We start from the raw sequence: 20,990 nt of genomic DNA, 5'->3' as shown, positions 1-20,990 counted from the left end.
GCGTTGGAAGACATCAAGGTCAATGTGAAACTGAAGCTTGCAGCACTGTGGGCGAGTTTTATGTTTCTCTACATCTATGTAGATTATTTCCACTTATATATGCCGGGCTCCATAGAGGATATTCTGGCAGGAAAAGTATTTGTATTTGACATTTCATATGTCTTTCTACTGATAGCAATGATTTTTGTAATAATTCCAGCTCTTATGATTTTCCTTTCTGTTGCCCTGCCGGCTAAGGTAAATCGTTGGGCAAACATAATCTTGGCTACGGTATATATTCCTTATATGTTGTTTAATTTGGCAGGAGAGGCTTGGGTGCACATGTATTTTGCTGCAGCTGTAGAAGTCGTTCTTCTTTTACTAATTATCTCATATGCATGGAAGTGGCCTAAACAGGAAGCATGAACTGAGCCCATGCTCTTAGAACCCCTCAGAGGAAAAGCAGTTATAACTTTGGAGCATGGTAGCAAAACCTAACAACGGGTTGCAGCCGACGTTGCTCCGCTGCGCGGCTTAACCCGGGCGTTGGACAATGCGAAAGACTGCGGATCAAAGCAACCTTCAAGGGCGATAACGTATGAAAGCTATTGTGTATGAAAGATATGGGTCACCCGACGTACTTCAATTGAAGGAGGTCGAAAAGCAAGCGTAGCCTCGATGGAATGCTATGAACTCGAGGGGAATTAAGTGATGGTTATTCCTTGATTCCACTACGCTTCATCAAGGCTACGCTGGCTATTCAAATTAATATGGATAAACCTACAATTGATTGCAAAGTGTCTCCTTCGATGGCGTTGAATTAAAACGTTAGTAACAATTGGGAACGATTATGGCCATTAATTAAATATAGGAAAAAGAATCAATTTTTCCATACAAGATGTTTATTTGTCACAACCATAAATCAGCACATCAGCAGTTTGCAAAAGTAGAGAGGCACAATATGAAAACACTTGGAATTTTGTTTTCCATTAACTTATTACTACCACTCACGGCAGTTGCCTGTCCAATCGGTATGGTTTACAACGGGAATGGTTGCAGTCCTCCGTATGAATATACTGGGTGGGATTTGCTCCGGGACCGGCGAGCTTACATTGATTCTATCGGAGCTGATCGACCTAAGGCATCGGCACCTGGCCTAAGCCGTGAGGAAGCGGTCGACTTGAAACGCCGCGCATTAGAGGCACAGCAAGAAAAAGAAAGAGAACGCGAGAAGATTGCAAAAGGGCTATGGCATTTTAATTCAACCTCAACACCTGAAGGTAAATTATGCGTTGCAACGTTTGCTAAATACACGAGCGGAAAGGATGGTTTAGAGGGCGGTTTGGTAACCATCATGGGGTTTCAACACCCTAAATCTGATGCTTGGCTCATGTTTCAAGGCACCGAACTACCCAAACCACGAGACGTTCAGAAGCTGAAGGTCACTATCCAGCAAGATGATGAGCCAGCACAAACTGTTCAGGTGTTCAATTACAGAAAATCAAGAGAGGTAGGCGAGGTTGCATTTGCCGTGCCAGGGCTGATGGCAGCACTGGACGGCATGCGTGATGAGCAAAGCTTCGAGTTATCGCTTGACGAAAAAACGTTGATGACCATCAAGTGGGCCAATGCAGCACCATTTATCGGTCAACTCAGGCAGTGCGTAAAGTAGTGGCAAAGCATATAAAAATAAGGGCGATAACGAATGAAAGCAATTGTGTATGAAAGATATGGGCCACCCGAGGTCCTTCAATTGAAGGAGGTCGAAAAGCCCACGCCCAAGGACAATGAAGTCCTGATAAAAACGCATGCGACAACGGTAACATCCGGGGACTGGAGGGTGCGAAGTCTCAATGTGCCTGCCGGCTTCGGGCTCATCATACGTTTGGTGTTTGGTTTCTCAAAACCCAAGCAACCCATACTAGGGTCGGAGTTGGCCGGGGTAATTGAATCAGTCGGCAAAGACGTAAGAAAATTCAAGGTCGGTGACCCCGTTTTTGCGTTCAGCGATGCCGCCATGGGTTGTTATGCAGAGTACAAATGTATGCCGGAAGACGGAGCGGTGGCATTAAAGCCAGTCAATCTGACCTTTTATGAAGCCGCCGCACTCTCTTTTGGCGGAACAACGGCACTGGATTTCTTCAGAAGAGGAAAGCTTCAGCGTGGTGAAAAAGTACTCGTCAATGGTGCTTCTGGTGGGGTAGGTACAGCCGCAGTGCAGCTTGCCAGGCACTTTGGGGCAGACGTGACTGGGGTGTGCAGTACCGCGAATATGGAATTGGTGCAATCTCTGGGTGCCGGTCATGTCATCGACTACACCAAAGAGGACTTTACGCAGAACGGTGAAACCTATGACGTCATTGTCGATACCGTCGGCACGGCCTCGTTCTCCCTTAGCAAAGCTTCGTTGAAAGAAGGGGGGCGTCTTCTTGTGGTTTTAGCTGGGCTGCCAGACATGCTTCAGATTCCATGTGTGTCGATGACGAGCAGCAAGAAAGTTATCGCTGGGCCAGCAACCGGGCGCGCGGTAGATTTGCGTTTTCTCGCGGGACTGGCTGAGGCGGGTGAATTCAAACCGGTCATTGATCGGTGCTATCCGTTCGAGCAGATTGTTGATGCTCACAGCTACGTTGACACTGGACGCAAGCGGGGGAATGTCGTCATAACTCTGGTGCGTGACGATTGAACTTAGGAGCACCGATCACGTATGCGACCATCTGAGAAGGCGTTGTCCAACATGGCGTTCGAGTGGGACACCCTTAAATTGGCGCACCCCTAAAAGTGACGTTAGTGGCGCAAAGGAGCGAAGTATCAAATGAAAAAAATAACTATTTTCTTGTCTGCAATCATTGTGCTTCTGATTGTAGCCTGCGGCGCAACTGCGAGAGTTGTGAACAGCTTTGAAGAGTGCGTAGCAGCCGGACTTCCTGTCGCGGAGAGTCATCCCAGAAAATGCTATACACCAGATGGCAAGCATTTTGTTGAAGCCTTACCTCCTGATTCTGATGATGTCGCCTGTACTATGGATGCGATGCAGTGTCTGGATGGCTCTTATGTATCGAGGATTTCGCCTGGTTGCAAATTTGCGCCATGTCCTGGGGATGATAAGGCGCAATGAATTGAGAATTCATCCCATTCTTTTCAACCACCAGCCCAACCCGTGCGCGCCAAAAACAGCCCGCTAGTTAGCTTTGCGTTCAGATTCCCGTGTAACTGAATTTTGTAGCAAGTGTAGTCTCGATGGAATGAGATGAAATCGAGGCTATTTGAATGCTGGCAATCCCCTGATTCCACTTAGCTACATCAAGGCTACAATTGTCAGTAAGCGCAAGCATAAGGACTAGCATTTATCATAGGCTTCTCACCTAACATCAAGGCGGTTACTAACTTAGCACTCGCTGGCGCCATGGTTAGCCCATACCTAAAATGCCCAGTATTCATAAACAGATTTTCAATAGTTGGATGCGCTGAAATAGTTGGTAAATTCTCGGGCGTGCCAGGCCGCAGGCCGCTCCAGTGTTTGAGTATGGCTTGATTTTTTAGCGCCGGCATAATTGCCTCAGCTTTTGCGCTTATTTCATCGCGCACTTCACGCGTAACGGCGGCTTCAAACCCAACATCTTCCAGTGTGCTGCCCGCAAGCAAATAGCCATCTCGGCGCGGTATCATGTAAAAGCCTTCACGGTACACTATTTGTTCAAGGTTCTTTTCGGGTTTATAGAGCAAAATTTGCCCGCGCATGGGTTTAATGTTTAGTTTTGCACTGGTTTCTTTAAGTAGCTCAAAACTCCATGCGCCTGAGGTAACAACGAATTGGTCCGCGGTTAATGTTTCACCGCTTACGGTTTGCCATTCGTTCAATTGTTGAATTTCATTAAGCGGCTTGAGTTCAGTGTGTTCCAGCATGGTGACATTGTTCTGCTCTAACCATTTTCGCATGGCTTGCATAAAGTACGGTGGGCGTACTTGGCAGACTGTCGGTAGCCATAATGCATCTTCACCACTAAGCGACTGCACACCAAATGCAGAGGCTTTGACTGGTTGCGCCGGTACTAGATTGTTAGCGCACCAAGCGGCGGCAGCATCAGTATCAAACTTTGGCAGCAGTAAAAATCCTGACTGCTCAAAGTCAGTATCGACCCCTGTTTCACGCAGTAGCCGCTGACAAATTTGAGGATAAAACTTAGCGCCATAGCTGGTAAGCACATTAACCGCATCAGAATAAAGCCAAGGCAGTAACGGAAAAACAATACCGCCACCTGCCCAAGAAGATTCGCCCGAAGTTTGACTGGCGATTTGGTTACGTTCCACGATGGTAACTTTGCAGCCGCGGTTTACCAATTCCATGGCGGTCATACAGCCAACAATGCCGCCACCTACTATCACTACTTTTCTAGTCATAATTTCACAAATTTATTTAGACGCCACACGGCCAATAAGTAAGGCATTTTGTGCGTTCGTTAGGCCTGTAGGCTGGCCAAGCAGAACAATCACATCACCTTCTACAAGCAGACTTTCATCGGTAGGCACCATGCCATTAGAGTTCGGGCGGCGAACGGACTTAACTTCTACGTCAAAATTTTCTAACTGTATATCCACCAAACGTCTGCCAATTGCGAATGAACCTGGTGAAATAATCACAGAATGTAGCCGTACCTGTTGTTTTTCCAATGCCTCATCCTCGGCATCTGAAATACCATGAAAATAGCCTTTAAACAACTGATAGCGATCTTCACGAAATAGCCGAATACGCTTTACCACTCGGTTAAGCGGTACGCCCATCAGCATCAGTGCGTGCGAGGCTAACATTAAGCTGCCTTCTAAAATCTCCGGCACAACTTCAGCCGCGCCTGCTTCTCGTAACGCCTCCATATTGCTGTCGTCCACAGTGCGGACAATCACGGGCAAATGCGGGTAGCTTTCTTGAACAATATGCAAAATTTTCATGGCGGCACGATTGTCAGCATAACTAATTACCAAAGATTTAGCGCGCGCACCTCCCGCAGCCTCAAGCACCACGCGGCGTGCGGCATCCCCAAACATAACATTTTCACCCGCCGCTGCGGCTTCTAACACGCGTGACGGATCAATATCTAATGCCACGTAGGGAATGTTTTCTTCTCTTAAAAAACGACCTAGATATTGCCCGCTACGCCCATAACCGCAAATAATCACGTGGTTATGCAAGTGCTTACCCACATTATCAATGTCTTGCACCACCTGACCGCTATTACGATTGTAGCTATGTACCATGCGCCTAGCGATACGACCGTTATACTGGATTAAAAATGGTGCAATCACCATAGAAAGTAACGAGGCTGCGAGCACGAGTTGCAAAGCCTGTCCGCTAATTAGCTTTTGCTCTACTCCCAGTGCCAAAATTACAAAACTAAATTCACCCGCTTGCGCCAATATCAAGCCTGTACGTATCGCTACACCCCATTCATATTTCACCATTCTTACAACCAAAGCCACCACTACCGCTTTAAATGCAATGAAAGAAATTAAAATCAGTAACACCAAACCAATATTATTAAAAATTTGTTGCAGGTTTAACAACATGCCAACGCTGATAAAAAACAGTCCTAGCAAGATGTCACGGAATGGTGAAATATCAGATTCCACCTGATAGCGAAATTTTGTTTCTGATATCAGCATGCCCGCAATAAAAGCGCCCAGCGCATAAGACAAACCTGCTAATTTAGTGGCAAATGCCAAAAGCAAAGTTATCATCAGCACGTTCATCACAAACAGTTCACGTGAACGCTGGCCCGCCACTATATTGAACCAGGGATTGATCACCCATTTACCAACGGTGAACAAAAATAAAAGCATGGCTGCCGCTTTTAACAGCGCTAATCCTAGCACGTCTGTTAAATTAGCCCCTGCTACACCTAAAGCTGGAATAAGCACCAGAACTGGCACTACTGCAATATCCTGAAACAGCAACACACCTATGCTTAATCGACCATGACGTGAATTTAAATCAACCCGTTCAGCCAATATTTTTGAAACAATCGCTGTTGATGACATGGCTAAAGCCGCACCAATCACAAAAGCTGCAGACCAGTCTAAACCAGCGAATTTAGCAATACCCATCACAATTATCAGAGTGATTGCAACTTGCGCGCCACCTAAGCCCAGCACCTTTTTACGCATGGCGTATAGTTGCGGCAAGCTAAATTCCAGCCCGATACTAAACATTAAAAACACGATACCAAACTCGGCAAATTCACGACTTGCTTCAGTATCTGGCAGCAAGCCAAAAGTATGCGGGCCCAGCGCCAAACCCACCAAAAAATAAGCCAGCATTGCGGGTAAGCGAAGCGCACGAAATAGCGCCACAGCCAGAACAGAACTTATGAGCAGGATTAGAACTAAGGGTAAAGCTTCAAACATATTTTATTTTATGATTTCTATTTTAACGTTCTCTATTGTTTCACATCTTTACCTATTATTTAACACCTTTACTTAAGTTTAAATGCGACTGATTTTCACTGAGAAAAGAAAAATATAGCATCAACATTTAAACTAAACCATTCTAAATTCAAAATCTGATAGCAAAAATTGTGCCTAAGCTATAAGTTTTTACTTAAAACTCTTAAATTGTCGTTATATTGTAGTTGTATAGGCTTTATATGTAAGCCATTCCCTTTTATACTAGCTAATAACTATGTCAATTTAAACAAATTAACAAAACACAATGTCATTCACACTTAAAGCGCAGCAATCTACAAAAACCAAACAGCCGACCTTGCAACTGGCACGCGATGTATTATTGCTTGAGGCTAATGAAATTAGCGCACTGGCAAGCAGGCTTGATGAAAATTTTACTGACGCTGTTACACTCATTTTAAATTGCACAGGTCGCGTTGTTGTGAGCGGCATGGGTAAATCTGGCCACATAGGCGGGAAAATAGCCTCCACACTGGCGAGTACAGGCACCCCTGCATTTTTTATGCACCCGGCGGAAGCCAGCCATGGCGATTTAGGCATGATAACCGCAGGCGACATAGTGATTGCGCTCTCAAACTCTGGTGAAAGTGATGAAATTCTCGCAATTGTTCCTCCGCTCAAAAGGCTAGGTGCAAGCATCATCGCAATTACAGGTAACGACACCTCCACTTTAGCCAAAGCAGCAGATATCCATTTAAGCGCCCATGTGGCAAAAGAGGCTTGCCCGCTCGGCCTAGCCCCCACTTCAAGCACTACCGTTGCTTTAGCGTTGGGTGATGCGCTAGCCTTGTGTGTACTAGACCAGCGAGATTTTACTGCAGAAGATTTCGCCCGCTCCCACCCTGGTGGCAGCCTTGGGCGACGCTTGCTGATTCATGTGAATGACCTGATGCGCACCGGTGAAAACATCCCGAAAGTTACGGTCGATGCATCGCTTTCACAAGGATTACTTGAAATGACACGCAAAGGCTTAGGTTTAACGGCAATTGTAGACGCGAATAAAATACCCATTGGCATTTTTACCGATGGCGACCTGCGTCGTACGTTTGAACAAAACGTGAATGTCGCAACTTCAAGCATTGCTGATGTCATGCATCAAAATCCATTTACAATTAATCAAGATAAATTAGCCATTGAAGCAGTTGAGATTATGGAACAACGTAAAATCAATGCGTTGCTAGTCACTGATGACACTGGCGTTTTGGTAGGCGCACTCAATATGCATGATCTTCTATTGGCGAAAGTGGTTTAAATTAAATGACAATAAGCTCGCTAACTTCCAAATCCCTAAGCCCTGAACTGCAGGCACGCTTCAAAAACATCAAGCTTTTAGTGCTGGATGTAGACGGCGTAATGACCAACGGCGGCCTAACCATAGGTGATGACGGTCAGGAATATAAAACCTTTCACTCGCATGACGGCTTAGGCATGAAACTTCTCAAAGCCACTGGCGTTAATCTGGCTATTATTACAGGCCGCACGTCAAACGTAGTAAAAAAACGTGCGGAAAGTACAGGTGTCGCACACTTTTATCAAGGTGCCGAAGATAAATTAGTGGCGTTTAACGACCTGATAAAAATAAGTGGCTTGCAAGAAAGTCAATGTGCTTTTATGGGGGATGATGTGGTGGATTTACCGCCTATGCTTAAATGCGGTCTTGCAATTGCCGTGCCGGATTCACCGGCATTAGTACTAAATCATTCACATTATGTAACAACAAAAGCGGGTGGTCATGGTGCAGTGCGTGAGGTATGTGAACTGATTATGCAAGCACAGGGCACGTTTGATGCGCAGATGGCGCAATTTTTAACGCAAGCAAGCATAGCTAATTAGTGCAATTGGTTAGCACTATCAATATTTAACATGACCATTGGCACACGTTCTGCGATTATTTACCCGATAGTGCTACTATCGTTAATCGGCTTGTTGACCGCTTGGATTGGCCATATGGTTCAACCGCCAGAACCTAAGCTGGATGGCAGTAGCAGACATGACCCTGACTATATTATGAGTAATTTTGTTACCACGCAGACGGATAAAGATGGAAGCCTGCGCTATAAATTAGCGGCGGCAGAAATGAAACATTTCCCTGACGATGACACTACTGAATTACAGCGTCCGCGGTACACCCAGTTTGCTTTAGACAAGCCTTATACACAAGTTGAAGCGCTAAGAGGACATGTGTCTAGCAATGGGGAGCAGGTACAATTAGAGGATAAGGTAAAAATAACGCGTCAGGCATTTGCTGGCAAAGGTGAAATGACTATTGAAACGGAATATTTAAACATTCTGCCAAATGAAGATTTGGTGAAAACTGATCGCCCCGTGGTTATAAGACAAGCGCCAAAAACAGTTATTTATGCTACAGGAATGATTTACGAGAAGAATGCACGTACGGTGACTTTGCTACATAAAGTACGCGCACATTATGAAAAACCTGTCACTCAATCTTCAAGCACGCAAAAATCTTCAGCTGTTAATAAAACAGCTCAATCCAATGCGGCTCCCCACAAGCAGTAGATGTGCAATCTAAGGCAAATCAAGTTGAAGACTAGTCAGCAAAAAACAGTTTTAACATTAAAGAAATCCAACACGAATAATGCGCGCATTTGGAGACGCTATGAGTAATCAATCCATCAAAATACAACCTAATTTATTGATGAGTTTAGTTTTTATAAGCTTGGCTTTAATGGGGGTTTCTAGCAAAGTGCTGGCTGAAGCAGCCGACCGTGACCAACCGATTGATTTGGAAGCTGATTCAGTAAAAGTAGACGATGCGAAGCAAATCAGCACCTACACTGGCAATGTCATATTAACGCAAGGCACATTGATTATTCGCGCTGACAAGTTAATCGTGCGCGAAGACAATACAGGCTTTCAGCACAGCACCTCAACAGGCAACCCCACTACCTTTAAACAAAAACTTGAAGGTAAAAACGAATATATGGAAGGCAGCGCACAACGCATTGAATATGACGGCCGCATGGATAAAGTACAGTTATATACTAAGGCTTGGGTAAAGCGTGGCGAAGATATTGTGCACGGCAATTACATTAGCTACGATGCAAATGCTGAATACGCAGAGGTATTAGGCGGCACCAAATCTGCTGACGGAGTGAGCTCTAGCGGACGAGTGCGTGCGATTATTCAACCGAAAAACAAAAAATCCGCTGAACCAGTAATCAACAACCCCAAACCAGTTGGCAGCAGTGGAGGTAGCTCTAGCAATAGCACCTCCCCCTTAAAAGATTCACGTTTTAGCCGAACCATAGAGCTTGGTGTTGAGAAAAAAGCATTAGATGCCGAGCAAAAACAATAGCATTACCCTAAAATTCCAGACACTAAAAAGAATATGCCAAAATGAGTGAACTGATTGTAGAAAATTTACGTAAATCATACAAAACCCGTACTGTGGTGCAAGATATTTCTTTAAGCATAAAAAGTGGCGAAGTCGTAGGCTTGTTAGGCCCAAACGGCGCAGGTAAAACCACCAGTTTTTATATGATGGTAGGCTTAGTGACTCTAGATGAAGGTAAAATCTTACTCGATGGTAAAGACTTAAGTCACATGCCTATTCATATGCGCGCTAGAATGGGCTTATCTTATCTTCCGCAAGAACCTTCTATCTTTCGCAAACTTACTGTGTCTGAAAACATTCTTGCAGTATTACAACTGCAAGATATGTCTGAAGAAGCAATGGATGAAAAACTGGAATCCTTACTCGAAGAACTGCATATTATGCATATTCGTGATAGTGCGGCGGTGAGCTTATCTGGCGGTGAGCGTCGCCGCGTTGAAATTGCGCGATGCCTCGCATCCAACCCCAGCTTCATTTTGCTGGATGAACCATTTGCTGGCATTGACCCAATTGCGGTAATTGATATTCAAAAAATCATTCACTTTTTAACCGCGCGCAATATTGGCGTGCTGATTACTGACCATAATGTACGCGAAACTTTAGGCATTTGTGACCGCGCTTACATCGTTAATCAAGGCCATGTATTTGCCTCTGGAATACCCAGTGATATCGTAGATAACGAAAGAGTGCGTGAAGTATATTTGGGCAAAGACTTTAGACTATGAAACAAGGTTTACAACTTAAGTTTTCACAAAACCTTTCGCTTACGCCACAACTGCAACAGGCGATTAGGCTTTTGCAACTGTCTACATTAGAGCTCAATCAGGAAATTGATTTGCTCATGCAAACCAATCCGTTGCTAGAAAGAGGCGATGACGGTGAAGATGAATACGGTAACGCAACTGACAATAGTGAAGATGAAGTCACGCTAAATACCACCAGTAATGATGGCAATGTGACTGAAACCCCGCAGGACTATGATGTAAACAGCGATTTTGACCTAGAAAAACCTAACACTGAATTTTCTGAAAGTAAAGCTGAGTCAAATCAAGCAGAATCAACAGAATTTGAACCAGGCACTTCTGAATTTGAACAAAGCACTACAGACTTTTCTGCCGAATTCAATGATGATTATGACGAATACTCAAACGGGAGCCTTTGGGACGAAAATAGCACGCCTGCTGATGACGATAGCGACTTTAAACAACAAGAAACTTTACAAATCAGCCTGCGGGAACATCTACTTTCCCAACTAAAATTGATGCCGCTGTCAGAGCGTGACCAAACTCTCACATTATTGCTGGTAGATAGTATTAACGAAGATGGTTACTTGGAAGAAACGCTCGAAGATATTGTCGAGCAAATGCCGCTAGAGCTGGAAATAGAAGTATTAGAACTACAAACGGCTTTACGGCATATTCAGAACTTAGACCCTGCTGGTGTCGGTGCGCGAGATTTAAGTGAATGTCTGTTATTACAGCTAGAACTGCTTCCTAAATACACTCCGCATTTAGCACTTGCTAAGTTAATGGCAAAACACTACTTACCTGCACTTGGCGCACGTGATTTTGGTAAATTACGTAAAGAGTTAGGGTGTGATGAATCCACGCTGAAAAATGTACAGCAACTTATCACCAGCTTGAATCCAAGACCTGGCAGCGCTTTTAGCATCATCGGCTCTGAACATTATATTCAGCACGAAGTCATCATCAAAAAAGTAAAAGGTATTTGGATTGCCAGCTTAAACGACGCTGTGATTCCTAAACTTAAAATCAACCAGCTTTATGCGAGCATTTTGAAACGCAACCGCGACAGTTCTAGCCAATATCTGCAAAGTCAAATGCAGGAGGCTAAATGGATGATTAAAAATATCCAACAGCGTTTTTCAACCATTTTACGGGTGGCTCAATCAATTACAGACCGTCAGCGTAATTTTTTAGAATACGGTGAGGTGGCAATGAAGCCTCTGGTGCTACGTGAAATTGCCGAAGAGCTGGATTTACATGAATCGACCATCTCTCGCGTCACCAACAACAAGTATATGCTCACGCCGCGTGGAATCTTTGAGTTGAAATACTTCTTCGGTAGCTCAGTGGCAACCGATACAGGCGGCACTTGCTCGGCAACTGCTATACGCGCACTTATTAAGCAACTGGTTGACCAGGAAAATCCTAAAAAACCCTATTCCGACAATCAAATTACTGATTTATTAGCTAAACAGGGCATAGTCGTAGCACGCCGCACCATTGCAAAATATCGGGAATCACTCAACATTGCGCCAGCCAGCTTAAGAAAATCGCTCTAAAGAGTTAAGTCAAATATAAGGCGTCTACTTCAATTAAGTATTGAAGGCGAGTTCAGTTGATACACATAATAAGCATCTAAAATATTCTCTATTCAAGTAGCACAGATGTGAATTAAAGTAGTAAACTGAAATTGTTCGAGAAGTTTTGAAGTACTAAAAATTTCAACCATTGTGGGTTTTTGGAAATTCAAACTTTTAGAATATTTTAAAAAGGAGCAAGTCATGAATTTACAATTAACTGGTCATCACTTAGAAGTAACGCCTGCATTACGCGATTATGTCACAAGCAAATTAGTCCGAATTAGCAACCACTTTGATCATGTTATCGATGTCAAAGTGACCATGAGTGTAGAAAAACTTATCCAAAAGGTAGAGGCTACACTGCATGTTCCTGGGAATGATTTACATGCCGCCTGCACTGACGACAACATGTACAGCGCAATTGATATGCTGACAGACAAACTGGATCGCCAAGTGGTGAAACACAAAGAAAAACAAGCCGATCATCACAAAACGAATGGCGCAGTTAAGCACCAAAGCATTGATTAATCTTTGTAATAATTTATGGCTCAAATAAACGTAGCTGAGCTATTCAAACAGACCCGCCGTAAGCTCAAACTTAACTGGATTGCCGGACTTGACGGCGGGTTTAATTCCCTCACTAGCGAAACCGTATCAAAACCATCTTTGGCACTCATTGGCCACCTCAATTTCGTGCATCCTAATCGGGTACAGGTGTTAGGTTGTGCCGAAATGGACTACTTACAAAGCCTGCAAACTACTGAAGCCAATAGCGCGATTAAAAATTTATATTCGACAGATTTAGCCGCAGTCATTGTTGCAAATGGCGAAAAAGTACCAGAAACGCTAATAGCGGCCGCCAATAGTCACAATACGCCGCTATTCTCTTCCCCGCTACGCAGCCCGGAATTAATGGATATTTTGAATCACTTCCTAGCCCAAGCAGTGGCAGAATCTGTCAGTATGCACGGCGTTTTTATGGAAGTGCAAGGATTTGGCGCGCTTATTAAAGGTGAGGCTGGTATGGGAAAAAGTGAGTTGGCTTTAGAGCTGATTTCACGCGGGCACCGGTTAATTGCCGATGATATTGTTGATTTTTTCCGTATTTCTCCTGAGCGTATTGAAGGGCGTTGCCCCCCTCTATTACAAGATTTTATCGAGGTGCGGGGTTTGGGTATTTTGAATATCCGCGCACTATTTGGTGATAACTCTGTCAAACCAACTAAGCCGCTAGATCTTATTATTCAGCTTGAAATGGCAGATAAACTGGCTCCGCATTTACTGGACAGACTTAAGATTAAAACATTGTATGAGCAAGTATTAGGCGTAAAAATTCCTAAAGTGCAAATCCCCATCGCGGCTGGGCGTAATATTGCCGTGTTGGTAGAAGTCGCAATTCGTAACCACATGCTATTATTACGTGGTATCAACGCGACTAAGCAATTCACTCAGCGCCAACAGCGCGAAATGAAAAAGTCGGCAAATACCGAATAATTATCAACATGAAACAACTCATTATCGTTACAGGACTTTCTGGCTCAGGTAAAAGCATTGCACTACATGCGCTTGAAGATAGCGGCTATTACTGTATTGACAACTTACCCGCCACCATGTTGCCGCAGATTGCGGAACACTTGCAATCCGAAACCAGGCGCGCAGAAAACCCAAATGTGGCTAATTACGACCGCGTGGCAATTAGCATTGACAGCCGTAGCGCGGCGATTGAAACATTGCCTGCACATATCGAGCAATTAAAATTACAGGGCGTTATTACTCAAGTACTTTTCCTTGAGTCTAATGCTGAAACACTAGTCAAAAGGTTTAGTGAAACAAGGCGTAAACACCCCTTGAGTAAAGATACCACTACGTTAGCTGAGAGCATTGCTATTGAACGCGAACTGCTGGGAAACTTAGGTAACCTTGGACATGTGATTGATACCAGCCATATCAGTGCTAACAAACTCAGGGCCTGGATAAAAGAAGCCGTTTCGATTGACCATACTGGATTAACTTTGCTATTTACCTCATTCGGTTTTAAGCATGGCATTCCGTTAGACGCTGACTTTGTATTTGATATACGCTGTTTACCAAACCCACATTACGACCCAAAATTACGCGACCTCACAGGCCGCGATGCTGAAGTGCAATTGTTTTTGGATAAACAGGCTAATGCGCAAGAAATGTTGAATGACATAAAACAATATATAGAAAAGTGGCTACCGTGCTTTGTTACAGACAACCGCAGCTATTTAACAGTGGCTATTGGTTGCACTGGCGGCCAGCATCGTTCCGTTTATTTTGTTGAGCAACTAAGTCAACATTTTAAGTCAAAGCAAAAAGTGTTAACCAGGCATAGAGAATTAACATAATGTGGTTAACAAAATAGTGAATAGCATTAGATTTAATAACTTATAGTTGAGATAAAAAATGATTGGCATTTTAATTATTGCGCATGGGGGTTTAGGTGAAAGCCTGAAAGAGTGTGCTAAACATGTCATTGGAAATGAACCTAGGCAATTAGCATTTCTTGCTGTTAATATTGATGACGACCCCAATGAATTGCTACCAAAAGCACAAGCATTGGTGCTCGAGCTTGATCATGGTGATGGCGTTTTAGTGCTGTCAGATATGTATGGCGCAACCCCTTGCAACATTGTGAGTAAATTATTAGTACCCGGTAAGGTAGAAGGAGTTGCGGGCGTCAATATGCCGATGATAGTTCGCACGATGACTTACCGACATGAGTCACTGATGGCATTGGTGGAAAAAGCCATCAGCGGCGGGCGTGAGGGTGTAGTGCATTTTGACCGTGATTGTTGCGACCGATATGGGTCGTAAGATATTTATGAAAAACTTAGTGCTTAATATTAAAAAATATGACTTTCAAAAATACAACCGGGCTTATATAGCATGATTAGTACCGAAGTGGAAATTATCAATAAATTAGGGTTGCATGCCCGCGCCTCAACTAAACTAACCCAAACTGCCAGTAAGTTTGCCAGCGAAGTGTGGATAACCCGAAATGGCCGCAGAGTAAACGCAAAGAGCATTATGGGTGTAATGATGCTGGCTGCTGCTAAAGGCTCGTTTATCACACTAGATGCCAATGGCACAGATGAACAAGCTGCAATTGATGCCCTGACTGCATTAATTGCGGACTATTTTGGCGAAGGCGAATAATTTTTCATGGGGAAAATTACGAGTGATTTCTCGCGGAGTAAATTTAAAGTGATTTCTCACGGAGAAGAACTATAGTGACTAGCTTTAGCATCCATGGCGTAGGCGTCTCTAGTGGCATTGCCATTGGGCAAGCACACTTAATCTCTAATGCACTTCTAGAAGTTGTTCATTATCAGCTTCCAATGCATTTAATAGATGATGAAATCAAGCGTTTTAGCGATGCGATAGCTACCGTTAAGTATGATTTAGAGAAAATTAACAGCAGTTTGCGTAAAAATGCACCCGCCGAATTAAGTGCCTTTATTGGTACACATTTAATGATGCTGTCAGACAAATCATTATCTGAAGCGCCTAAAAAAATCATCCAAAATGAAAAATGCAATGCCGAGTGGGCAATTAAATTGCAAATGGATGAAATCGTTGAGCAATTTGAACAAATTGAAGACAACTATCTACGAGAGCGCAAACAAGATGTCATTCAAGTTGTCGAGCGCGTCATTAAAGTGCTGCTTGGTCACCCTAGCCAATTGGCCACAGAACAACAGTTGAGTGCACTGAGTGAAGAACACAAACTCATTTTAGTTGCACACGATATTTCACCCGCCGATGCCATTCAATTTAAACAGCATGAATTTGCCGCATTTATTACCGATGTAGGAGGCATAACGTCTCATACCGCAATTCTTGCGCGCAGCCTTAATATACCTTCAATTGTTGCATTGCAAAAAGCCCGTGATTTAATTCGCGACGGCGAGCTCATTATTGTAGATGGTAAGCAAGGGGTGGTAATTGTTAACCCCGACAAAAACATCTTGACTGAGTACAGGCTGCGTCAGGAGCAATGGGAACTTGAGCAACAAAAGCTACAGCGCATCAAATCAACCAAAGCCGTTACTTTAGATGGTATTAATATTGATTTATTTGCCAACATTGAAGTGCCGGATGACGTGACCGCCGTCAAAGCAGCGGGTGCCACAGGTATTGGGCTATATCGCACCGAGTTTTTGTTCATGAATCGGCGTGAAATGCCAGATGAAGAAGAGCAGTTTATTGCCTACAAAAAAGTAGCTGAGGCCATGAAAGGTGATGTTGTCATTATTCGCACTCTGGATTTAGGTGCCGATAAACAAATGAATCCTGATACTGTGGTAACGTGTGCCAACCCAGCACTAGGTTTACGTGCGATTCGTTATTGCTTATCTGAACCACAGATTTTCCATACCCAATTACGCGCACTATTACGTGCATCGCATTTTGGTAATATTAAAATATTGGTGCCTATGCTATCAACGCTGTCTGAGCTGCGGCAAACCAAGCTGCTACTAGAGCGCGCTAAATTGAGCCTGCGTAAGCAGGGGGTTTTATTTAATGAAAACATTGCATTAGGCGGAATGATAGAAATTCCAGCGGCCGCTATTAACGCGGAAGCATTTGCGAATGAGTTAGACTTCTTGTCCATCGGCACTAACGATCTGATCCAATATACCTTAGCGATAGATCGCACTGATGATGCCGTGGCGCATCTTTATAACCCACTGCATCCATCGGTATTAAAATTAATCTCGATGACCATCAAAGCAGGTGAAAAGTTGGGTAAGTCAGTTTCTGTGTGTGGCGAGATGGCTGGAGATGCCAAACTCACCAAGCTGTTAATTGGTATGGGGCTGCGTCAACTTTCCATGCATCCATCACATATACTCAGTGTAAAACAACAGATACTGCACAGCCAACTGAGTGCGCTTAGTGCTAACTCCCGCAAAATTCTAAATCTGACTGACATAGAAAAAATTGAACCTCTTGTCGCCAAATTGAATCGAATTGCTGATTTAAGAATGCATCCAAGACCATAATCAATGCACACCTACTATCGAAAGGACTTCAATGTCTACCGAAACAAACACCGAAGTAATTACTGAGCCAAATAACGCCACTCCCAGTAACGATGATAAAAATATCGCCACCATTACGCATCTTGGGGGCACGGTGTTTTCGTTTGTTCCCGCGTTAATCGTTTGGATTTTGAAAAAAGATGACAGCGAATATATTTCAGAGCAAGCTAAAGAAGCACTGAACTTTCAAATCACCGTACTACTTGCTTATTTTATATCATGGGTTTTAGCCTGGATTTTAATAGGCTTTGTGTTCATGTTGATTATTTGGGTATTCAATATTGTTTTATCCATTATCGCCGCTATCTCTACCAGCAAGGGCGAAACCTACCGTTACCCGTTTACCTTACGTTTGATAAATTAGAAGGCAAGTTTTATCAATTTACCAGTTAATCAGCTTACAAGTAACTTGTTAAAAGGTTACGTTAAAATATCAGGAAAGATTTTACACTTTGACCAGTCAATCATTACAAAACAACCCACTTTTACATTTTTCTGGCCTACCAAAATTTGAAGAAATCAAGGCTGAGCATGTATCACCCGCCATTGACTGTTTACTGGCGGAAGCAAGAGCGACCATTGAAGCACTTGCACAAAGTGACAGTCAAAGTAATGGCGAAGTCACTTGGGATAACTTTGCTGCCAAACTTGAAGATATGGAAGAAAAATTATCTCGCGCATGGTCTCAAGTGGGTCATATGAATGGCGTGGTGAATAGCCCGGAATTACGTGAAGCTTATAACGAAAATTTATCTAAACTGACTGATTTTTATGCTGACTTAGGTCAAGATGAACGGCTTTATGCTAAGTTCCGCACCTTGCGTGCTAGCCCTGAATTTAACACATTCACCGCATCACAAAAGAAGATTGTAGAAAACGAGCTGCGTGATTTCCGTTTGGGCGGAGCTGAATTACCTACCGAGCAAAAGAGTCGCTTCAAAGCCATTCAGGAAGAATTATCAAAACTTTCATCCAAATTTGAGGAGAATGTATTAGATAACACCAATGATTATGCCCTTTACGTGGATGATGCAAGTGCTTTAGCTGGCATTCCTGAAGATGTGCTGCAAGCCGCCAGCGAGGCTGCAAAACTGGACGAATTAGCAGCGCGAGCTGGTAACAAAAATAATAAGCCAAGCTGGAAATTTACTTTACACTTCCCTTCTTATCTGCCTGTTTTGCAATATGCTCAAAATCGCAACCTGCGCGAAACCCTTTACCGCGCCTATGCAACACGCGCTTCAGAGTTTGGTAAGGCAGAATGGGATAACACGCCGCTTATTTCACAAATACTAAAATTGAAACTTGAAGCTGCAAATCTGCTCGGTTTTGCTAACTACGCTGAACTTTCAGTCGCTACCAAAATGGCTGAATCAGTAAAACATGTGAAAGATTTTTTATATGACTTGGCTGAAAAAGCCAAACCTTATGCGTTAAAAGACAAGCAAGAGCTTGAACAGTATGCAGCTAAACTGGGCATTACCGATATGCAGGCTTGGGACGTTGCCTATGCTTCTGAAAAACTGCGTGAAGAAAAATATGCGTTTTCTGACCTTGAAGTGAAACAATATTTCCCTGAAACTAACGTGCTGACAGGTCTCTTCAAAGTGGTTGAGACCATTTTTGGCGTACATGTAAATAAATCTCAAGCTTCAGTATGGCACGAAGATGCCAGCTTTTATGACATCAATGACCACGCGGGCAACTTAATTGGTCAATTTTACCTAGACTTATATGCACGTAACAATAAACGTGGCGGCGCTTGGATGGATGAAGCCATTACACGTCGTAAAGTAGATGGTAAAGTGACTACGCCTGTGGCCTTTTTAACTTGCAACTTCTCAGCGCCTGTCGGTGAAAAACCGGCGTTATTTACACACGATGAAGTACTCACCATGTTCCACGAATTTGGCCATGGCTTACACCACATGCTGACGCAAGTAGATGATTATGGTGTATCTGGCATTAAAGGTGTGGAATGGGATGCAGTAGAACTACCCAGCCAGTTTATGGAAAATTTTTGTTGGGAATGGGAAGTACTGCGGAATATGACAGCCCATGTAGACACAGGTGAGCAATTGCCGCGCGCTTTATTTGACAAAATGGTAGCCGCTAAAAACTTCTCTGCCGGCATGCAAACCATGCGTCAAATTGAATTCTCATTGTTTGATATACTCTTACACAGTGAATTTGACCCGAATGGTCAGTCATCAGCGCTAGATTTAATCGAAACCGTACGTGATGAAGTCGCAGTAGTACGCCCACCAAAATGGAATCGCTTCCCGAATAACTTCACACATATTTTCTCAGGCGGATACTCTGCAGGCTACTATAGCTACAAATGGGCAGAAGTATTATCTGCCGATGCCTACAGTATGTTTGAAGAAGACGGTGTAATGTCAGCCGAAACTGGCAAACGCTATTGGCAAGAAATTTTGTCACAGGGCGGCTCTCGCACCGCGATGGAATCTTTCACTGCATTTCGTGGCCGCGAACCAAGCATTGATGCGTTGCTCCGCCATAATGGCATGAACTAATTATCTCTACCACGATGAAACTTGCTACCTGGAATGTCAACTCACTGAACGTCAGACTGCCGCACATGCTTGATTGGCTGGATGCCAATCAGCCTGACGTGCTATGTTTGCAAGAAACCAAACAAGAAGACAGTAAATTTCCGTATGAGGCACTAAAAGAAGTTGGCTACGAGGCTACCCATATTGGCCAAAAAACTTATAACGGTGTGGCTATTTTAAGTCGCCATCCCATCAGCAACATTCAGCGCAACATTCCCAATTTCGATGATGATCAGCAACGAGTCCTTGCTGCCACCATCAATGGCATGCGGATTATTTGCGTCTACATTCCTAACGGTCAAGCAGTGGATTCTGACAAATATCATTACAAAATGCGCTGGCTAAATGCTTTAAACGATTGGCTCAAAACAGAATTAGCTGCCCACCCTAAGCTCATGTTACTTGGTGATTACAATATCGCTCCTGAAGACCGTGATTGCCATGACCCCGCCGCCTGGGTAGGCCAAGTATTAGTTAGCCCAGCCGAACGTGAGGCGTTTCAAAAACTATTGCAGTTAGGATTACACGATAGTTTCAGGTTATTTGAACAACCTGACAAAAGCTTTAGTTGGTGGGATTACCGTATGATGGGTTTCAGACGTAATTTTGGCATGCGTATTGACCATATCTTAGTAAGTGATGCACTTAAATCAGCCTGCGCCTCTGCGTGCATCGACAAAACGCCGCGCAAATTAGAAAGGCCTTCTGATCACACGCCCGTGGTCTTGGAGCTTGCTTAAGTCTGTATTTCCTCACATTGCATACCAAATTAACTGCGAGAGGCAGTATCAAGAACCTTTGTCTTCTCTCATACCCACCGCATATTGCAGAATACTCACTTGAGCCTCTTCGCTTAGATCATTAAATTCAAGAATAATCTCTGCCATGATTTCATTTTCGCAATACATATAAATTGCGGGAATTCTAAGCACACGCGCCAAACGCTCCACCATGTAAACATCAGGTACATGCTTGCCGCGCTCGTATTGGTTAATTCTTGGACTTGCTGAAAATTCATCAATTCCAGCCAATATACCCAGTTTTTTCTGAGATAGCCCCGCCCTCTCACGCGCTTGTCGCAACCTGATGGCAACAGTATGCAAACTCAATATCACTTTAAGAAAATAATAGCATGACGATTCATTGCTAAGATATTCTTAGTTATTAACTTGACACGATACTAAGGAATGCTTAGTATTTGTAAATTACTAATAATTTTCAACTAG

At 43.6% G+C, this 20,990-nt stretch carries 22 protein-coding genes; 19 read left to right on the top strand and 3 right to left on the bottom strand.

Features of this window, described 5'->3' with window-relative positions:
* The 4 genes from Q8J82_RS01950 to Q8J82_RS01935 form a co-directional block, all read left to right on the top strand.
* The coding region (locus Q8J82_RS01950) for a DUF6326 family protein (protein ID WP_305327674.1) at positions 1-405 on the top strand (405 nt) is incomplete at its 5' end.
* 535 nt (positions 406-940) lie between these two features.
* Positions 941-1,651, top strand: a complete 711-nt coding sequence (locus Q8J82_RS01945) for a hypothetical protein (protein ID WP_305327673.1) — start codon at positions 941-943, stop codon at positions 1,649-1,651.
* 33 nt (positions 1,652-1,684) lie between these two features.
* Entirely contained in the window at positions 1,685-2,665 is a 981-nt protein-coding gene (locus Q8J82_RS01940; protein ID WP_305327672.1) for an NAD(P)-dependent alcohol dehydrogenase, read from the top strand.
* Between the two features lie 150 nt (positions 2,666-2,815).
* Positions 2,816-3,097 (top strand): hypothetical protein, encoded by a 282-nt coding sequence (locus tag Q8J82_RS01935; RefSeq protein WP_305327671.1) that lies wholly within the window; start codon positions 2,816-2,818, stop codon positions 3,095-3,097.
* Between the two features lie 200 nt (positions 3,098-3,297).
* On the opposite strand, the gene Q8J82_RS01930 is transcribed toward Q8J82_RS01935, so the two are convergent.
* Both Q8J82_RS01930 and Q8J82_RS01925 read right to left on the bottom strand, forming a co-directional pair.
* Positions 3,298-4,380, bottom strand: coding sequence for an FAD-binding oxidoreductase (locus Q8J82_RS01930; RefSeq protein WP_305327670.1), 1,083 nt, complete (start codon positions 4,378-4,380; stop codon positions 3,298-3,300).
* 12 nt (positions 4,381-4,392) lie between these two features.
* Positions 4,393-6,378, bottom strand: coding sequence for a monovalent cation:proton antiporter family protein (locus Q8J82_RS01925; RefSeq protein WP_305327669.1), 1,986 nt, complete (start codon positions 6,376-6,378; stop codon positions 4,393-4,395).
* Between the two features lie 304 nt (positions 6,379-6,682).
* Here Q8J82_RS01925 and Q8J82_RS01920 point away from each other — a divergent pair, with 304 nt between their 5' ends.
* From Q8J82_RS01920 to xth, 15 genes are all read left to right on the top strand, one after another.
* Complete coding sequence (locus Q8J82_RS01920; RefSeq protein WP_305327668.1) at positions 6,683-7,687, top strand: KpsF/GutQ family sugar-phosphate isomerase; 1,005 nt, start codon at positions 6,683-6,685, stop codon at positions 7,685-7,687.
* Positions 7,688-7,692: 5 nt separating this feature from the next.
* Positions 7,693-8,268, top strand: a complete 576-nt coding sequence (locus Q8J82_RS01915) for an HAD family hydrolase (RefSeq protein WP_304891111.1) — start codon at positions 7,693-7,695, stop codon at positions 8,266-8,268.
* Positions 8,269-8,298: 30 nt separating this feature from the next.
* The gene (gene lptC, locus Q8J82_RS01910; protein WP_304891112.1) at positions 8,299-8,955 is read left to right on the top strand and encodes an LPS export ABC transporter periplasmic protein LptC; all 657 of its coding nucleotides are present in this window, start codon (positions 8,299-8,301) and stop codon (positions 8,953-8,955) included.
* Between the two features lie 139 nt (positions 8,956-9,094).
* On the top strand, positions 9,095-9,754 hold the full coding sequence (lptA, locus tag Q8J82_RS01905) for a lipopolysaccharide transport periplasmic protein LptA (RefSeq protein ID WP_304891162.1): 660 nt from the start codon (positions 9,095-9,097) through the stop codon (positions 9,752-9,754).
* Between the two features lie 41 nt (positions 9,755-9,795).
* Complete coding sequence (gene lptB / locus Q8J82_RS01900) at positions 9,796-10,518, top strand: LPS export ABC transporter ATP-binding protein (RefSeq protein WP_304891113.1); 723 nt, start codon at positions 9,796-9,798, stop codon at positions 10,516-10,518.
* Positions 10,515-12,098, top strand: a complete 1,584-nt coding sequence (locus tag Q8J82_RS01895; protein ID WP_304891114.1) for an RNA polymerase factor sigma-54 — start codon at positions 10,515-10,517, stop codon at positions 12,096-12,098. Before lptB ends, Q8J82_RS01895 begins: the two co-directional genes overlap by 4 nt.
* Before the next feature lie 222 nt (positions 12,099-12,320).
* The gene (gene hpf, locus Q8J82_RS01890; RefSeq protein ID WP_304908127.1) at positions 12,321-12,647 is read left to right on the top strand and encodes a ribosome hibernation-promoting factor, HPF/YfiA family; all 327 of its coding nucleotides are present in this window, start codon (positions 12,321-12,323) and stop codon (positions 12,645-12,647) included.
* Positions 12,648-12,662: 15 nt separating this feature from the next.
* Positions 12,663-13,613, top strand: a complete 951-nt coding sequence (hprK, locus tag Q8J82_RS01885) for an HPr(Ser) kinase/phosphatase (RefSeq protein WP_305327667.1) — start codon at positions 12,663-12,665, stop codon at positions 13,611-13,613.
* Positions 13,614-13,621: 8 nt separating this feature from the next.
* Positions 13,622-14,488 carry an RNase adapter RapZ gene (gene rapZ / locus Q8J82_RS01880; protein ID WP_305327666.1) on the top strand — a complete coding sequence of 289 codons (867 nt, stop codon included), beginning with the start codon at positions 13,622-13,624 and terminating at the stop codon, positions 14,486-14,488.
* Between the two features lie 58 nt (positions 14,489-14,546).
* Positions 14,547-14,957: a PTS sugar transporter subunit IIA gene (locus Q8J82_RS01875; RefSeq protein ID WP_305327665.1), complete on the top strand. Its 411-nt coding sequence runs from the start codon at positions 14,547-14,549 to the stop codon at positions 14,955-14,957.
* Between the two features lie 72 nt (positions 14,958-15,029).
* Positions 15,030-15,299, top strand: a complete 270-nt coding sequence (locus Q8J82_RS01870; RefSeq protein WP_305327664.1) for an HPr family phosphocarrier protein — start codon at positions 15,030-15,032, stop codon at positions 15,297-15,299.
* 74 nt (positions 15,300-15,373) lie between these two features.
* Positions 15,374-17,149: a phosphoenolpyruvate--protein phosphotransferase gene (ptsP, locus tag Q8J82_RS01865; protein WP_305327663.1), complete on the top strand. Its 1,776-nt coding sequence runs from the start codon at positions 15,374-15,376 to the stop codon at positions 17,147-17,149.
* 31 nt (positions 17,150-17,180) lie between these two features.
* A complete protein-coding gene (locus Q8J82_RS01860; protein WP_305327662.1) occupies positions 17,181-17,552 on the top strand; it encodes a DUF4870 domain-containing protein in 372 nt (123 codons plus the stop codon).
* An 88-nt stretch (positions 17,553-17,640) separates the two neighbouring features.
* Entirely contained in the window at positions 17,641-19,725 is a 2,085-nt protein-coding gene (locus Q8J82_RS01855) for a M3 family metallopeptidase (RefSeq protein ID WP_305327661.1), read from the top strand.
* 14 nt (positions 19,726-19,739) lie between these two features.
* Positions 19,740-20,504 (top strand): exodeoxyribonuclease III, encoded by a 765-nt coding sequence (gene xth / locus Q8J82_RS01850; RefSeq protein ID WP_305327660.1) that lies wholly within the window; start codon positions 19,740-19,742, stop codon positions 20,502-20,504.
* 48 nt (positions 20,505-20,552) lie between these two features.
* Here the strand turns inward: xth and Q8J82_RS01845 are convergent, their stop codons facing one another.
* Entirely contained in the window at positions 20,553-20,873 is a 321-nt protein-coding gene (locus Q8J82_RS01845) for a helix-turn-helix domain-containing protein (protein ID WP_304908132.1), read from the bottom strand.
* Between the last annotated feature and the right edge of the window lie 117 nt (positions 20,874-20,990).

The organism is Methylotenera sp. (assembly GCF_030684185.1).
Lineage (GTDB): Bacteria > Pseudomonadota > Gammaproteobacteria > Burkholderiales > Methylophilaceae > Methylotenera.
Note: the sequence above shows the minus strand (reverse complement) of the source record. Positions and strands in the feature narration are given on the sequence as shown.

What these genes read in the sequence shown, in the direction of transcription:
- Q8J82_RS01915 (WP_304891111.1), top strand. Translation starts at nt 7,693, where the DNA reads ATGACAATAAGCTCGCTAACTTCCAAATCCCTAAGCCCTGAACTGCAG.
- Q8J82_RS01945 (WP_305327673.1), top strand. Translation starts at nt 941, where the DNA reads ATGAAAACACTTGGAATTTTGTTTTCCATTAACTTATTACTACCACTC.
- Q8J82_RS01920 (WP_305327668.1), top strand. Translation starts at nt 6,683, where the DNA reads ATGTCATTCACACTTAAAGCGCAGCAATCTACAAAAACCAAACAGCCG.
- Q8J82_RS01875 (WP_305327665.1), top strand. Translation starts at nt 14,547, where the DNA reads ATGATTGGCATTTTAATTATTGCGCATGGGGGTTTAGGTGAAAGCCTG.
- Q8J82_RS01925 (WP_305327669.1), bottom strand. Translation starts at nt 6,378, where the DNA reads ATGTTTGAAGCTTTACCCTTAGTTCTAATCCTGCTCATAAGTTCTGTT.
- lptB (WP_304891113.1), top strand. Translation starts at nt 9,796, where the DNA reads ATGAGTGAACTGATTGTAGAAAATTTACGTAAATCATACAAAACCCGT.
- rapZ (WP_305327666.1), top strand. Translation starts at nt 13,622, where the DNA reads ATGAAACAACTCATTATCGTTACAGGACTTTCTGGCTCAGGTAAAAGC.
- Q8J82_RS01870 (WP_305327664.1), top strand. Translation starts at nt 15,030, where the DNA reads ATGATTAGTACCGAAGTGGAAATTATCAATAAATTAGGGTTGCATGCC.
- hpf (WP_304908127.1), top strand. Translation starts at nt 12,321, where the DNA reads ATGAATTTACAATTAACTGGTCATCACTTAGAAGTAACGCCTGCATTA.
- Q8J82_RS01895 (WP_304891114.1), top strand. Translation starts at nt 10,515, where the DNA reads ATGAAACAAGGTTTACAACTTAAGTTTTCACAAAACCTTTCGCTTACG.
- Q8J82_RS01930 (WP_305327670.1), bottom strand. Translation starts at nt 4,380, where the DNA reads ATGACTAGAAAAGTAGTGATAGTAGGTGGCGGCATTGTTGGCTGTATG.
- Q8J82_RS01860 (WP_305327662.1), top strand. Translation starts at nt 17,181, where the DNA reads ATGTCTACCGAAACAAACACCGAAGTAATTACTGAGCCAAATAACGCC.
- Q8J82_RS01940 (WP_305327672.1), top strand. Translation starts at nt 1,685, where the DNA reads ATGAAAGCAATTGTGTATGAAAGATATGGGCCACCCGAGGTCCTTCAA.
- lptC (WP_304891112.1), top strand. Translation starts at nt 8,299, where the DNA reads ATGACCATTGGCACACGTTCTGCGATTATTTACCCGATAGTGCTACTA.
- xth (WP_305327660.1), top strand. Translation starts at nt 19,740, where the DNA reads ATGAAACTTGCTACCTGGAATGTCAACTCACTGAACGTCAGACTGCCG.
- hprK (WP_305327667.1), top strand. Translation starts at nt 12,663, where the DNA reads ATGGCTCAAATAAACGTAGCTGAGCTATTCAAACAGACCCGCCGTAAG.
- lptA (WP_304891162.1), top strand. Translation starts at nt 9,095, where the DNA reads ATGAGTTTAGTTTTTATAAGCTTGGCTTTAATGGGGGTTTCTAGCAAA.